Annotated in this window: 12 protein-coding genes; 11 read left to right on the top strand and 1 reads right to left on the bottom strand. The window is 68.7% G+C overall.

All coding sequences use genetic code 11. From position 1 onward, the window contains the following. Positions 1-42 precede the first annotated feature (42 nt). Entirely contained in the window at positions 43-903 is an 861-nt protein-coding gene (locus ACZ6SF_RS24450; protein ID WP_466064788.1) for a mycofactocin-coupled SDR family oxidoreductase, read from the bottom strand. Positions 904-1,412: 509 nt separating this feature from the next. Between ACZ6SF_RS24450 and ACZ6SF_RS24445 the strand changes: the two genes are divergently transcribed. From ACZ6SF_RS24445 to ACZ6SF_RS24395, 11 genes are all read left to right on the top strand, one after another. Continuing rightward, a complete protein-coding gene (locus tag ACZ6SF_RS24445; protein WP_466064786.1) occupies positions 1,413-2,960 on the top strand; it encodes an AMP-binding protein in 1,548 nt (515 codons plus the stop codon). Between the two features lie 114 nt (positions 2,961-3,074). Then, on the top strand, positions 3,075-4,724 hold the full coding sequence (locus tag ACZ6SF_RS24440) for an FAD-dependent oxidoreductase (RefSeq protein ID WP_466064784.1): 1,650 nt from the start codon (positions 3,075-3,077) through the stop codon (positions 4,722-4,724). A 95-nt stretch (positions 4,725-4,819) separates the two neighbouring features. Continuing rightward, entirely contained in the window at positions 4,820-5,683 is an 864-nt protein-coding gene (locus ACZ6SF_RS24435; RefSeq protein WP_466064782.1) for an alpha/beta fold hydrolase, read from the top strand. A 1-nt stretch (position 5,684) separates the two neighbouring features. Next, entirely contained in the window at positions 5,685-7,355 is a 1,671-nt protein-coding gene (locus tag ACZ6SF_RS24430) for a bifunctional 3-(3-hydroxy-phenyl)propionate/3-hydroxycinnamic acid hydroxylase (protein ID WP_466064780.1), read from the top strand. Beyond that, complete coding sequence (locus ACZ6SF_RS24425) at positions 7,312-8,280, top strand: 3-carboxyethylcatechol 2,3-dioxygenase (RefSeq protein ID WP_466064779.1); 969 nt, start codon at positions 7,312-7,314, stop codon at positions 8,278-8,280. Before ACZ6SF_RS24430 ends, ACZ6SF_RS24425 begins: the two co-directional genes overlap by 44 nt. Further along, complete coding sequence (locus ACZ6SF_RS24420) at positions 8,277-10,100, top strand: FAD-binding protein (RefSeq protein ID WP_466064777.1); 1,824 nt, start codon at positions 8,277-8,279, stop codon at positions 10,098-10,100. The genes ACZ6SF_RS24425 and ACZ6SF_RS24420 overlap by 4 nt, the downstream gene beginning before the upstream one ends. Next, positions 10,097-11,401 (top strand): LLM class flavin-dependent oxidoreductase, encoded by a 1,305-nt coding sequence (locus ACZ6SF_RS24415; RefSeq protein ID WP_466064776.1) that lies wholly within the window; start codon positions 10,097-10,099, stop codon positions 11,399-11,401. The genes ACZ6SF_RS24420 and ACZ6SF_RS24415 overlap by 4 nt, the downstream gene beginning before the upstream one ends. Before the next feature lie 36 nt (positions 11,402-11,437). Continuing rightward, positions 11,438-12,268, top strand: a complete 831-nt coding sequence (locus tag ACZ6SF_RS24410; protein ID WP_466064947.1) for a coniferyl-alcohol dehydrogenase — start codon at positions 11,438-11,440, stop codon at positions 12,266-12,268. 22 nt (positions 12,269-12,290) lie between these two features. Beyond that, positions 12,291-13,280 (top strand): cyclase family protein, encoded by a 990-nt coding sequence (locus ACZ6SF_RS24405; protein ID WP_466064774.1) that lies wholly within the window; start codon positions 12,291-12,293, stop codon positions 13,278-13,280. Between the two features lie 28 nt (positions 13,281-13,308). Next, complete coding sequence (locus ACZ6SF_RS24400) at positions 13,309-13,905, top strand: NADPH-dependent FMN reductase (protein WP_466064773.1); 597 nt, start codon at positions 13,309-13,311, stop codon at positions 13,903-13,905. Continuing rightward, complete coding sequence (locus ACZ6SF_RS24395) at positions 13,902-14,762, top strand: alpha/beta fold hydrolase (RefSeq protein ID WP_466064771.1); 861 nt, start codon at positions 13,902-13,904, stop codon at positions 14,760-14,762. The genes ACZ6SF_RS24400 and ACZ6SF_RS24395 overlap by 4 nt, the downstream gene beginning before the upstream one ends. Positions 14,763-14,794 lie beyond the last annotated feature (32 nt).

Genomic DNA, 14,794 nt, shown 5'->3' with positions numbered 1-14,794 from the left:
CCTGCGAGCTGCGCGCCGCCTGCGCCGGCGTGGCCGGGCGGGTCAGAGCTTGTGGTCGTACCACTTCAGGTAGCCGCCGGCATCGACGCGCAACTGCATACCGGTGACGAAGCGGGCTTCGTCGGAGACCAGATACAGGATGGCGTTGGAGATATCGACGGGTTCGATCCACGGAGTCTTCATGGCCTGCTGGACGTAGAAGGCCGGTTCCGCGTCGGCGCGGCCCGGGTTCTCCAGATCGGGCCGGAAGGACCGGTACATGGGCTCGCTCTGCAGCATGTCGGTGTTGCAGTTGGTCGGGTGCACGACGTTGGCCCGGATGCCGCGGGTCGAGAGGTGCCGGGCGATATCGAAGACGTAGTACGACAGTGCCCGCTTGGAGTGGACGTAGGCCATACCGCCGAGGTCGGAACCGGGGTTGTCGACCTTGCTGGTATCGACCATCGCCGCGGTCGATCCGGTCGCCACGATGGACGCGCCGTCGCCGAGATGCGGCAGCGCGGCCTGGATGGCGTTGATGGTGCCGACCAGGTTCGTGTTGATGACATCGGTCCACGCCTGGATATCCGGTTTGCCCTTCATACCGGCCACGCCCGCCTGGGCGATCACGATATCGAGCTTGCCGAGTTCCGCGACACCGGCGTCCAGCGCTGCCTTCAGCGCGGTCGCGTCCCGGACGTCGGTCTGGCTCGCGACGATACGGCGGCCGGTCTTCTCGACCAGGCGCACGGTTTCCTCGAGGTCTTCGGGCGTGGCCAGCGGATAACCGATGGTCGACATGCTCTGGCAGATATCGACGGCGATGATATCGGCGCCTTCCTCTGCCAGCCGGACGGCGTGGCTACGGCCCTGACCGCGCGCGGCGCCCGTGATGAATGCGACTTTGCCCTCAACACGTCCCACAGCATTCCCTTTCGATCTGTGTTCGGGAGTGACCTGCCCGGTGTGCCGGAACCATCTGGGGCCGACGCGGTACGGGACAGGGTGCGCGGCGAGTGCCGCGCGCCGATCCGGCCGTGGACCCGATGCTGTATTGCCGGCGGAGACCCAGCACCGCCGGGTACCGGCTGCGGACATACGGCTGTTCTCGTATGCGAAAAGAACTGCGTTTTCGCATACGAGAACGGTACTCTACCGCCGGGGTCGGCGGCAAGGTTTCGGAAGAAGCCTGGTCGATCCGGCAATCTTCGGGCAGTCGGTGAATTCATCTGCCGATCCGCACCGCCGGACGCGGGCGAGCTGCGTACCGTACGAGTATCCAATGTTTTCCTCATTGGAGAATCCAATTTTCACCAGTCGGCGGGGTTCGGGCACCGACTCGCGTTCCGGGTCGCTCGCGATGGCCGGGCCGTCGCCGCCGACGCGGAAGGGGTGACCGGGATGATCCTTGGCAACAGGCGAGGTGGCGGCGCATGACCCGCCCGATACCGGACGAGCTGCGGGCCCGGTATGTCGCCGAGGGCTGGTGGACCGGCGACACCATGGGCGATCTGCTGAGCCGGGGCCTGGCCGCGGCGCCGGACGCGGCGTTTCGCGTCCACTCCGAGGTGCGGCCGTGGCGCGGAACCTTCGCCGAGGTCGAGCGGGTGGCGCGGCGGCTGGCGGCGGGACTGCGGGCCCGCGGTGTGGGGCCCGGCGATGTGCTGGCCTTCCAGCTGCCCAACTGGATGGAGGCGGCGGCGACTTTCTGGGCCGCCTCGTTCCTGGGTACGGCGGTGGTGCCGATCGTGCATTTCTACGGTCCCGCCGAGCTCCGGCACATTCTGGGGGTCGCGCGGCCGAAGGTGTTCATCACAATGGCCGAGTTCGGGCGCCGGACCTACGATCCCGAACTCTGCGCCGATATCCCGATCGTGGGCGTGGTGGGGAGCGACTTCGAGGAGTTGCTCGCCGACGAGCCCATGGCGGGGGTGCTGCCCGCCGATCCGGCCGGGCCCGCGCTCATCGCCTTCACGTCCGGTACCACCAGTGCGCCGAAGGGTGTGGTGCACAGTCATCAGACCCTGGGCTGCGAATCCCTGCAGCTCGCCGAGCGCAATGCCGACGACCGGGGGGATCAGCTCACCGCGACCCCGGTCGGGCATTTCATCGGTATGGTCGGCGCCTGCCTGCTGCCCGTGCTGCACGGCCGGCCGGTGAACCTGCTGGACGTCTGGGATCCGGGCCGGGCGCTGGCGCTCATGAAATCCGACGGCCTGGTGGTGGGCGGTGGTCCGCCGTATTTCGTGACCAGCATGGTCGAGCATCCGGACTACACCCCGGACCATCTCGCGCATATGCGGCATGTGGGACTCGGCGGTTCGGCGGTGCCGGTGGCGGTGACCCGCATGCTCACCGATCTCGGCATCATCGCCTTCCGGGCCTACGGCAGCACCGAACACCCGTCGATCACGGCCTCGGCGCTGGACGCCCCGGAGCGGGAGCGGCTCGTCACCGACGGCCGTCCGATGCCGGGGGTGGAGATCCGGTTCGCCCCGGACGGGGAGATCCTCAGCCGTGGACCGGATCTGTGCCTGGGCTATACCGATCCCGGACTCACCGCGCGCGCCTTCGACTCCGAGGGCTGGTATCACACCGGCGATATCGGTGAGCTGGACGCCGACGGCTGCCTGACCATCACCGACCGCAAGGCCGATGTCATCATCCGCGGCGGGGAGAACGTGGGGGCGCGCGAGGTCGAGGATGTGCTCGACGCGATGCCGCAGGTGGCCGAATCAGTGGTGATCGCGCTGCCGGACAGCCGTTTCGGTGAGGTGGTGGGCGCGGTGCTCCGGTTGCGGCCCGGTGCCTCGCTGCCCTCGGAGGAGGAATTGCGGGAGTTCTTCGAGCGGGCGGGGGTCGCGCGGCAGAAGCTGCCGGCCCGGTTGTTCGAGGCCACGGACTTCCCGCGCACCCCCAGCGGCAAGATCCAGAAACATTTGATCCGAGAGGGTATTGCGGCATCCATCCTGCGAGAATAGTATTCTCGAAAAGGGAGATTATCGTTTTACGCGCGCTGGTCCGGCCCGTGCTCCGCACGGCAGCCCGCCGGACCAGCGCCGTTCACCCCGCCTGCTCGCCGAAAGGACAGCGCAGTGCCATCGCATCAAACGGCCGCCGAACCCGGCCCGCCGCACGCCTGGGATTCCGAAACCGATGTCGTGGTTCTCGGCTCCGGCGCCGCCGGACTCACCGCGGCGCTCACCGCCGCCGTGGAGGGCGCGGCGGTGGAACTGTTCGAGAAGGCGCCGACCGTCGGCGGAACCAGCGCGGTGTCCGGTGGCCTGGCCTGGATTCCGGCGCATACCCGCGCCGATCGTGAACTCACCGTCGACGACGCGCTGGCCTATCTGTCGGCGCAATCGCTGAATTCGATGGACGACGAACTGGTCGAGGTGTTCGTCCGCACCGGAGCCCGGATGCTCGACTACGTCGAACAGCACAGCGCCGTGAAATTCGAGGTCGCCGAGGGGTTCCCGGACTACAAACCGGAACTGCCCGGCGGGCGGCCCGCCGGCGGGCGGTCGATCGGCCCCGCCGCCTACGATCTGGCCCGTCTCGGCGACTGGCGCGACCGGATCACCACCTTCCCGCTCGACTGGAGCAATGTCGGATTCGACGCCGAAACCCGCGCCCGGCTCCGGGCGGTGCTGGGTGACGCCAGCGCCGATGTCTGTGTCGCCGGTCAGGCGCTGGTGGCCGGACTACTGGACGGTGTCCTGGCCGCGGGGATCACACCGCGGACCGGAGCGCGGGCGGTGGAACTGCTCACCACCGGCGGTGCGGTCACCGGGGTGCGGATCGCGCTGGAGGATCGGGAGATCTCGGTCCGGGCACGTCGCGGGGTCGTGCTCGCCACCGGTGGATTCGAATGGGACCCCGGACTGGTCACGGCGTTTCTGCGGGGCCCGATGACAGGCCCCGTCTCCCCGCCCGACAACACCGGCGACGGGTTGCGGATGGCGATGGCCCTCGGCGCCGAACTCGGCAATATGGGTGAGGCCTGGTGGGTGCCGGTGGTGCAGTTGCCCGGCGACACCATCGACGGTGAACAGCGCAGCCGCAGCGTCCGGCTCGAGCGCACCCGGCCCCGCAGCATCATCGTGAACCGGGCCGGGAAGCGTTTCGTCAACGAGGCCGCGGAGTACAACTCGATGGCCGGGGCCTTCCACTACCTCGACCCGCGCGGCGGCTATGTGAACAATCCCGGCTGGATGGTCTTCGACGCCGAACATCTGCGTCGCTACGGATTCCTCGGGGTGGAACCGGGTGGCCCGGCGCCGGACTGGTTCTGCGAATCGGCCGATCTGAACGAACTGGGCGCCCGCACCGGGATCGACCCGGAAGGGCTGCGCGCCACCGTGACCGCGTGGAACCGCGCGGTCGCCGCCGGATCCGACCCCGATTTCGGCCGCGGCGACAGCGAATACGACGGCTACTGGGGCGATCCGGACGCCGAGACGGTCGCCGGCCGGACCCTCGGCCCGCTCGATACCGGGCCCTACTACGCGGTTCCGGTGACGGTCGGTGCCATGGGTACCAAGGGCGGTCCCCGGACCGACCGGGAGGCCCGGGTCCGGCATATCGGCGGCGCGGTGATTCCCGGCCTGTACGCGGTGGGCAATGCGATGGCCGGGGTGACCGGCCGGGCCTACGGCGGCGCCGGCGGAACCATCGGACCCGGCATGGTGTGGGGCTTCCGGGCCGGATACCACGCGGCCACCGGCGATTCGGTGAAGAGCTGATCGGCACAACAAGCGGGCGAACGGACAGTGCGGCGCCCGGTGCGGGCCGCCGGGATACGGCGGGCCCGGGCGTACGGACGGAGCGGAAGGTAGAAGTGTCGGAATTCGAGAGTGTGTGGTGCGATCTGCAGGGGGTCGCGTTCGAGCAGGGATACCTGGACGTGGAGGGGGTGCGGACGCGTTACCTGCATGCCGGTGATCACGGCAGACCGGCCCTGATCCTGCTCCACGGGTCGGGCGGTCATGCCGAGGCCTACGTCCGCAATCTCGCCGCGCACGCGGAGCATTTCTCCACCTGGTCCATCGATATGCTCGGCCACGGGTACACGGACAAGCCCGGGCATCCGCTGGAGGTCGAACACTATGTGCGGCATCTGATCTCGTTCCTGGACACCATCGGCGCCCCGCGCGCCCATATCAGCGGTGAATCGCTGGGCGGGTGGGTCGCGGCCCGCGCCGCCTCCGACCACCCGGGCCGGATCGATCGGCTGGTCCTCAACACCGCCGGCGGGTCGCAGGCCGATCCCGAGGTCATGCAGCGGATCATCACCCTGTCCATGGCCGCGGCCGCCGACCCCACCTGGGAGACGGTGCAGGCCCGCATCAAATGGCTGATGGCCGATAAGAGCAAGGACTACGACGATATCGTCGCCAGCCGGCAGCGGGTCTACCGGCAGCCGGGGTTCGTCGACGCCATGCGCGACATCATGGCGCTGCAGGATCCGGAGATCCGATCCCGCAACCTGCTCGGCCCGGCCGAGTACGGCGCTATCACCGCGCCCACCCTGGTGGTGTGGACCAGTGACGATCCGACCGCCGATGTCACCGAGGGCAAACGGATCGCGTCCATGATCCCCGGCGCGCGCTTCGAGGTCCTGCCCGATTGCGGGCACTGGCCGCAGTACGAGGCGCCCGAGGCGTTCAACGCCCTCCATCTCGAATTCCTGCTGGGTGGTTGATATGAGCACCGGAAACGGCAGCGGCCCGGAACTGTACGACGTCGTGATCGTCGGTGCGGGACCGGTCGGGCTGACCACCGCGAATATCCTGGGCCGCTACGGCGTGCGGACCCTGCTGGTGGAAGAGCGGCCGAACCTCATCGACTATCCCCGCGGTGTCGGGCTCGACGACGAATCGATGCGCACCCTGCAGTCCACCGGACTGCTCGACCGGATCCTGCCGCACACCAACCCGAACCAGATCATGCGATTCGTGGACGGGCAGCGCCGGCTGCTGGTCGAGATCGCGCCCACCGATCAGCAGTTCGGCTGGCCCAAACGCAGCGGTTTCATCCAGCCGCTGGTGGACGCCGAACTGCTGCGCGGGCTGGATCGCTTCGACACCGTGGAGATCCGCTGGGGTACCGCGCTGCGCGCGGCGAACGATCTCGGCGACCAGGTCGTGGTGGAGCTCGAAGCACCGGACGGCCCGGAACAGGTGTGCGCCCGCTACGTTGTGGGATCCGACGGCGGCCGCAGCACCACCCGGCACGCGATGGGGGTGAGTTTCGAGGGTACGACCTCGCCGACGCGCTGGCTGGTCGTCGATATCGACGGCGACCCGCTCGGGCATCCGAACCTGGAGGTGGGCGCCGACCCGCTGCGTCCCAACGTCTCGATCTCACTGGCGCACGGGATCCGCCGGTTCGAATTCATGTTGCATCCGGACGAATCCGATGCCGACGCCGAGACGCCGGAATTCCTGAACCGGCTGATGGCCCCGTTCGTCCCGTACCCGGACCGGCTCGATGTGATCCGGCGCCGCGTGTACACCCACCATTCCCGGATCGCGGGCGAATTCCGCAAGGGCAGGCTCTTCCTGGCCGGCGACGCCGCCCATCTGATGCCGGTCTGGCAGGGACAGGGCTACAACAGCGGTATCCGGGACGCGGCGAATCTGGCCTGGAAACTGGCGGCGGTCACCGGCGGGATGGCCGGCGACGGTCTGCTCGACTCCTACGACCAGGAACGCCGCAAACACGCACGCGCCATGATCGACCTCTCGACCATGGTCGGCCGGGTCATCTCACCGACCGACCAGCGGGTCGCGGCGGTGCGGGATGTGGTGGTGCGGGGCCTGGCGCTGGTGCCGCCGTTGAAACGGTACGTGCTCGGCATGCGCTTCAAGCCGATGCCGCGTTACGACCGCGGCGCGGTGGTGCACGGCTGGTCGCGATCGCCGAATTCGGCGGTCGGCACGCTGTTCATCCAGCCCCGCGTCGCGACGCGGGCGCGGCCGGAGGTGCTGCTGGACGAGGCGCTCGGTCCCTGGTTCGCGGTGGTGTGCTGGAACAACCGGCCGCGGAAAATACTGGGGGACGAGGAATTCGCGGCGTGGCAGGCGATCGGCGCCCGCTTCGTCGAGGCGCGCCCGGCCACCCAGTTGCACTGGGAGGGGCACGACGATCCGGACGTACTGGTGATCGGCGACCACACCGGCGCGCTGAAGAAATGGTTCGACGGCCAGCTGGACTCGGTGCTGTTCCTGCGCCCGGACCGCTGTATCGCCGGCGCCTGTATCGCGCAGCACGCCCCCGAACTCGGCGCGGCGCTGCGCCGGACTCTGACACTCACCCCGGGAGGTTCCGATGCCGCTGGCCGTGTGCTGCGTTTCGCACAGCCCGCTTCTTGAACTGCCCGGTCCCGGTGAGCAACTGCGGGACGAGGTGGGCGCGGCCCTGGACCGGGCCCGCGCGTTCGTCCGGGATTTCGACCCCGAACTGGTGGTCCTGTTCTCCCCGGACCACTACAACGGGTTCTTCTACAAACTCATGCCGCCGTTCTGCCTGGCCACCGCGGCCACCGCGATCGGCGACTACGGCACCTACGCCGGACCGCTGGACGTTCCGGAGCCGGCGGCGCTGCGACTCGCCGAAGCGCTGCTGGACGCGGGTATCGATATCGCGACCTCGGCCGCGATGGAGGTCGACCACGGCACCGTGCAGCCGCTGCAACGGTTGTTCGGGGAGGCCACCGCGCGGCCGGTGATCCCGGTCTTCATCAATTCGGTGGCCACCCCGCTGGGACCGCTGCGCCGGGTGCGGGCACTGGGCACCGCGGTCGGGCGGCATCTGGCGACACTGGGCAAACGAGTGCTGGTGATCGGTTCGGGTGGGCTCTCCCACGATCCGCCGGTCCCGCAGCGGGCCACCGCGCCGGAACCGGTACTGGAACGCATCGTGCACGGCGCGCCCATGACCGGCGAGCAGCGCGCGGCCCGGCAGACCGCGGTGATCGCCGCGGCCCGGGATTTCGCCGCGGGGGACAGCCCGCTGCGACCGCTCAATCCGGACTGGGATCGCGCCTTTCTCGAGTTGGTCGATACCGGGCGGCTCTCGGCGGTCGACGACTGGGACAACGACGAGATCGCGCGGACGGCGGGTAATTCGGCGCACGAGGTGCGCACCTGGGTCGCCGCGTTCGCGGCGCTGGCCGCGCAGGGGTCCTATCGCACCGGCGTGCGCTACTACCGGCCCGCGCCCGAGCTGATCGCCGGTTTCGCCGTGCGGACCGCCCGGCCGGCCGACGAGCCGACGACGACAGGAGGCGAGCAGTGAGTACAGACGAGACCGCGGAATTCGACGAAACCGTCGATCTGCTGGTGATCGGCTCCGGCGGCGGCGGGATGAGTGCCGCGCTGCGGGGCGAGGCATTGGGTCTGCGGACCCTGGTGGTGGAGAAGGCCGACTACTACGGCGGCTCCACCGCGCTGTCCGGCGGCGGGATCTGGGTACCGAACGCGCCCGCGCAGCGGCGTGACGGTTTCTCGCTGGAGCCCGACGAGGTGGTCGGGTATCTGCGGACCATCACCGGCGGGCTGGTCACCGACGAACGGCTGCGGGCCTATGTCGAGAGATCACCGGACATGATGGCGTTCCTCGAGGAGCGCAGCCGCTGGCTGGAATTCGTGTGGAAACCCGGCTACGCCGACTACTACCCCGAAATCGAGGGCGGCTCCCCGCAGGGCAGCACCATCAATGTGCCGCCCATCGATCTGCGGTCCCTCGGCGACGAGGAGGAGAACCTGCTCAAACCGCTGGCGCTGGCGCCGAAGGGGATCTGGCTGGGGCCCAAGGATCTGCGGATGTTCTATCAGGTCCGGCAGAACTGGCGCGGTAAGGCCGTGATGCTGAAGCTGGTCTGGCGGATGTTCCGGGCCCGGGTGTTCGGCGACCGGATCGCCGCCATCGGCCAGTCACTGATCGCCCGGCTGCGCCTTGCGATGAAGGAACGCGATATCCCGCTCTGGCTCGGTTCACCGATGACCTCGCTGCTCACCGGCGCCGACGGGCAGATCACCGGCGCCGTGGTGGAGCGGGACGGGAAACCGGTCCGGATCCGGGCCCGGCGCGGGGTGATCGTGGCGACCGGCGGTTTCGACCACGATATGACCTGGCGCAAAGAGGAACTGCCCGAGGTCGACCAGGACTGGAGCTTCGGCAACCCGGTCGCCACCGGCGACGGCATCCGCGCCGGGCAGCAGGCCGGCGCCGCGACCGAGCTGATGGATGAGGCCTGGTGGTTCCCCGCCATCCAGTGGCCCGACGGCCGGATGCAGTTCATGCTCAACGAGCGGATGATGCCCGCCCAGTTCATCGTCAACGGGGCCGGGAAGCGCTTCATCAACGAGGCCGCGCCCTATATGGACTTCGGGCACGCCATGATCGAGGGCCAGCGCAGCGGGGTCACCCATATCCCGTGCTGGCTGATCACCGACCACCGGTCCTGGCACAGATATGTGATCGGCGGTCATCTGCCCATACCGAAGGTGCCGTTCGCGCCGGTGCCCACCGGCTACAAGATGGTGCAGGCGTGGCTGGAATCCGGGGTGGTGAAATCCGCCGGCAGTTTCGCGGAACTCGCCGGGAAGATCGAGGTCCCGGTGGCCGAGCTCGAGGCCACCGCGGCCCGGTTCAACGAGCTGGCCCGGTCCGGTCACGATGACGATTTCCAGCGCGGCGACAGCGTGTACGACAACTACTACGGCGATCCCACGCTGGCCAATCCGAATCTGTACCCGATCGGCAAACCGCCCTACTACGCCTTCCGCATCGTGCTCGGCGACCTCGGCACCTCGGGCGGTCTGCGGACCGACGAGCACGCCCGGGTGCTGCGGCCGGACGGATCGGCGATCGAGGGCCTGTACGCGGTCGGCAACGCGTCGGCCGCCGTGATGGGCCGCAGCTACGCGGGCGCCGGGGCGACCATCGGGCCCGCCATGACCTTCGGCTATATCGCGGCCGAGCACTGCGCGCACCGGACCCCCGCGCCCACGGGCGACACCTCGGGGTCCACGGGGGATACCGGCGAAGGGGCGGCCCGGACCGGGGCCGAAGGAGAAGAACAGACGATCGACACCACTGGAGGTAATCGATGAAAATATCCCTCTTCTACGAGTTCGCCCTGCCGCGGCCGTGGACCGACGACGACGAATTCCAGATGTTCCAGGACGGGCTGGACGAAGTAGAAGCGGCGGATAAGGCCGGGTTCTCCACGGTCTGGCTCACCGAGCACCACTTCCTCGAGGAGTACTGCCACGCCACGGCGCCCGAGATGTTCCTCTCGGCGGCCAGCCAGCGGACGAAGAACATCCGGCTCGGTTTCGGCGTCATGCATCTGCCGCCGGGGATCAACCATCCGGCCCGCGCCGCGGAGCGGGTGGCGACCCTGGACCATCTGTCCGGCGGCCGTGTGGAATTCGGTACCGGCGAATCGTCGTCGGTGGCCGAGCTCGGCGGGTTCAACATCGACCCCGCGGACAAGCGTGCCCAGTGGGAGGAAGCCCTCGAGGTCACCATCCGCGCGATGACCGAGAGCCCCTTCACCGGGTTCAAGGGCGAGCACATCACGATGCCGCCCCGCAACGTGATCCCGAAACCGCGGCAGACCCCGCACCCGCCGCTGTGGGTCGCCTGTACCCGGCCGTCGTCGGTGCAGATGGCGGCCCAGAAGGGTATCGGCGCACTGAGTTTCGCCTACACCGGCCCGGAGGCCCTCGGTGAGCGCGTGCGCGGCTACTACGAGGAATTCGAGAACGCCGCCGCGCCCTCGGTACCGCAGATGAACCCGAACATCCTCGCCATCGGCGGTGACCTGTCGATGATGGTCGCCAAAACCGACGAGGAAGCGGTCAAACGCCTCGGTCTGGGCGGCGGGTTCTTCTCGTTCGGCATCATGCACTACTACATGACCGGTATGCACACCCCCGGCCGCACCGGTGTGTGGGATGCCTACCTGGACGCGGTGAAGGAAGACGAGACCCTCGCCTACGGCCCCGGTCGCGGCGCCATCGGCGGCCCGGACACCGTGCGCGAATTCCTGCGCGGGTACGAGGAGAGCGGGGTCGACGAGATCATCCTGCTGCTGAACCCGCGCAGTCACGAGGGAACGATGGAATCCATCGAGATCATGGGCAAGGAGATCCTGCCGGAGTTCATCGAACGCGACGAGGTGGCCCGGGCCGCGAAGGCCAAGCGCCTCGAACCGGTCCTGGAGAAGGCCGAAGCGCGGCGCCGGCCCTGGGCGGCGCCGGAATTCGACGAGAGCTACGCGATCGGCGGGCTGCCCACCGGCCGGGGCGGCAAGTTCACCGCCAGCGAGATTCCCGAGGCCATGGCCGAGATCAACGAGGGCCGGGTGAAGGCCGCGCAGGCCTTGAAGGAACAGCAGCAGGGCTGAACGGCGGCAGCGGGAGAGGAGAGCGCGGTGCCCGAGGTGGATTCGATCGACCGGCGGTGGCGTTTCGACGGTAAACGGGTGGTGGTGACCGGCTGTGCGTCCGGTATCGGCGCCTGCCTGGTCACACAGCTGCGTGACCTGGGGGCCGAGATCATCGGCCTCGATCTGTTGCGTCCGGGCACCGAACCCGACGAGTTCTACGAGATGGATCAGGCGGATCCGTCTTCGATCGACCGGGCGGCCCGCAAGGTCGGGACCGATGTGGACGTGCTCTTCAATATCGCCGGTGTCTCCTCCGGTATCGGCGACCCGCTGCGCGTGGCCACCATCAATTTCCTCGGGATGCGGCATTTCACCGAAGCGCTCGTCCCGCATATGGAACCGGGTTCGGCGGTGGTCAGCGTCTCCTCGCTGGCCGCCTCCGGATACCTGGAGAACCGCTGGGCGGTCAACGGATTCCTGGAGACCACCTCGATGGCGGAGGGTATCGCCTGGTGCACCGCGAATCCGGACGCCCTCGCGGACGGCGGATACCGGTTGTCCAAAGAGGCGATCATTCTCTACACCGTGCGCCGGTCGGTGGAGCTCGCGGCCCGCGGGATCCGGATGAACTGCACCGGGCCCGGCGTCACCGAAACCCCCATCCTGGACCAGCTGCGCTCGGCGTACGGCCAGGACTACCTCGACGGGATCCCCAAACCGCTGGGCCGGTCCGCCGATCCCGTCGAACAGGCGTCCGCACTGCTGTTCCTGGGCAGCCGGGCCGCCGGATACATCACCGGCCAAGTGCTGTGGGTCGACGGCGGGAACCTCGCCGCGCGCCTGGCCGGGGAACTGGCCGGGCCGCGCCCGGGTGAGCCGAAATAGGCAGCTGGAAGGAAAGTGCAACGTGGCATCTCTGTCCGATTTCTACAAACTCGGTGAAACCGTGCGTAACTGGGGCCGCTGGGGCGCCGATGACGAACTCGGCACCCTGAATTTCATCACCCCGGCGAAGGTCGCGGCCGCGGCCGGGCTGGTGCGGCACGGCAAAGTCTTTCCGCTGGGAATCGACTTCAGTTCGAACGGCCCCCAGGGTGCGTTCAAGTTCCGGGCGAACCCGACCCATGTGATGACCGTCGACGGCGGCGACGCCGAAACACTGGTCGAATTCGGACCGAAATGGATGCAGAATTCCGTCGCCGGAGAATTGGCCGGATTCTTCGCCGACAACCCCTTCCGGTTCAACGACGATATGCTCATCATGCCGTTGCAGGCCGCCACCCAGTGGGACGCCTTCTCGCACGTCTACTACGACGACAAGCTCTACAACGGTTTCCCGGCGAACTCGGTGACCAGTATGGGCGCGTTCCACTGCGGTATCGAGAAGGTGGACAGTAAGGGCATCACCGGCCGCGGCGTCCTGCTGGATCTCGTGAAGCACCGGGGCGCGGATGTCTTCCTGGAGGTCGGCGAGCCGATTACCGGCGACGAACTCGACGAATGCGCGAAACGTCAGGGCGTGACCGTCGAATCCGGGGATATCGTGCTGGTCCGCACCGGATGGTGGAACCGTTTCCTCGAGGCCGGCGACGGCGCGGAGCCGTACTCGGGCCTGGACTGGACGTGCGCGAAATGGCTGCACGACCACGAGATCGCCGCGGTGGCCGCCGATAACCTGATGGTGGAGAACCCGGTGTCCGGCGTGGACGGCACGTTCCTGCCGATGCATATGCTCTGTCTCCGCGATATGGGCCTGATGCTCGGCGAATACTGGGATTTCACCGCCTTGGCCGCCGATTGCGCCGCCGACGGAGTCTACGAATTCCAGCTGATCGCACCGCCGCTGCGCGTGGTGGGCGCGGTGGGATCACCGATCAACCCGATCGCCATCAAATAGGAGACCGGTCATGACCGTGGGAAGCACAATGGTGGAGCACACAGAACCCGGCGCGGATACGCAGCCGTTCGTCGTCGGCCTCGGCGGGACGCTGCGGGCGAATTCCTCGACCGAACGGGCGTTACGCCACTGCCTGGACGAGGTGGAGAAGCGGGGCGGGCGCACCGCCCTGTTCAGCGGCGAGGACATCAATCTGCCGATGTACAACCCGCACGATCCGGCCCGCACCCCGCAGGCCCTCGCCCTGGTGGAGGCGTTGCGCGCCGCCGACGCGGTGATCGTCGGATCGCCCGGGTACCACGGCGCCATCTCGGGACTGGTGAAGAACGCTCTCGACTATGTCGAGGATATGCGCACCGATCCCACGGTCTACCTGGACAACAAGCCGTGGGGCTGTATCACCTGTGCCTACGGCTGGCAGGCGGCGGTCGGCACGCTCGGCCAGTTGCGGGGGATAGGTCACGCGCTGCGCGCCTGGCCGACACCGATCGGTGTCGCGATCAACTCCGCGGACAAGATCTGGGACGACGCCGGCGCTCTCACCGACCCCGGCGTCCAGGGGCAGCTCGAGCTGCTGGCCACCCAGGTCCTCACCACCGCCCGGACGGTCGGCGGCACCACATGAGCGGGTACGAGCACCGGACGATCCTGGTCGACGGCCTGCGGACCCATTTCCTCGAGGCGGGCGCGGGCGAACCCGTGGTGCTCCTGCACGGCGGGGAGTTCGGGGCGAGTGCCGAGATCGGCTGGGAGCGCACGATCGACGCGCTCGCCGCCCGGTATCACGTGATCGCCCCGGATATGCTCGGCTTCGGCGAGTCGGCGAAGGTCGTGGACTTCACCGACGGCCGCGGCCTGCGCATCCGCCATATCGCCCGGCTGTGCGCGATTCTCGGTATCGATTCGGCGTTCTTCGTGGGCAATTCGATGGGCGCGGTGAACCTGTTCGCCGACACCACCGCCGATACGCCGCGGCTGCCGGTGCGCGCCATGGTCACGATCTGCGGCGGCGGGCAGATCCAGGCGAACGAACATATGCAGGCGCTCTACGATTTCGACGCGACCCTGCCCGCCATGCGCCGTATCGTCACCGCGCTGTTCGCGTCCCCGGCCTATCCGGCCGACGAGGACTACGTGCGGCGCCGGTTCGAGTCGGCGACCGCCCCGGGGGCCTGGGAGTCCCTGGCGGCGGCCCGGTTCCGGCGGCCGGGCGCCGAGGCGCCCGCCGCGGCGGGGGACCGGCCCTACGAACGGGTCCGGATCCCGGCTCTCGTCGTCGAGGGCGGCGCGGACAAACTGCTGCCGCGCGGCTGGGCCGCCGCACTGGCCGCCCGGATCCCCGGCGCGGAATCGGCGGTCGTCGCCGAGGCCGGGCACTGCCCGCAACTGGAACAGCCCGAGGCCGTCGACGCGCTGCTCCTGGACTTCCTGGACCGGCAGTCGCGCACCGCGCCCGCCCCGGAGTACGCGCGCAGCGGCTGAGCGGGAGATCACGCGGACAGCAGTGGGATCAG

Source organism: Nocardia sp. NPDC049935 (assembly GCF_055586645.1).
The sequence above is the reverse complement of the archived record's forward strand: the minus strand, read 5'-3'. Positions and strand labels throughout refer to the sequence as shown.

Coding starts and splice junctions, on each gene's coding strand:
- ACZ6SF_RS24445 (WP_466064786.1), top strand. CDS start 1,413: ATGACCCGCCCGATACCGGACGAGCTGCGGGCCCGGTATGTCGCCGAG.
- ACZ6SF_RS24430 (WP_466064780.1), top strand. CDS start 5,685: ATGAGCACCGGAAACGGCAGCGGCCCGGAACTGTACGACGTCGTGATC.
- ACZ6SF_RS24425 (WP_466064779.1), top strand. CDS start 7,312: ATGCCGCTGGCCGTGTGCTGCGTTTCGCACAGCCCGCTTCTTGAACTG.
- ACZ6SF_RS24415 (WP_466064776.1), top strand. CDS start 10,097: ATGAAAATATCCCTCTTCTACGAGTTCGCCCTGCCGCGGCCGTGGACC.
- ACZ6SF_RS24400 (WP_466064773.1), top strand. CDS start 13,309: ATGGTGGAGCACACAGAACCCGGCGCGGATACGCAGCCGTTCGTCGTC.
- ACZ6SF_RS24395 (WP_466064771.1), top strand. CDS start 13,902: ATGAGCGGGTACGAGCACCGGACGATCCTGGTCGACGGCCTGCGGACC.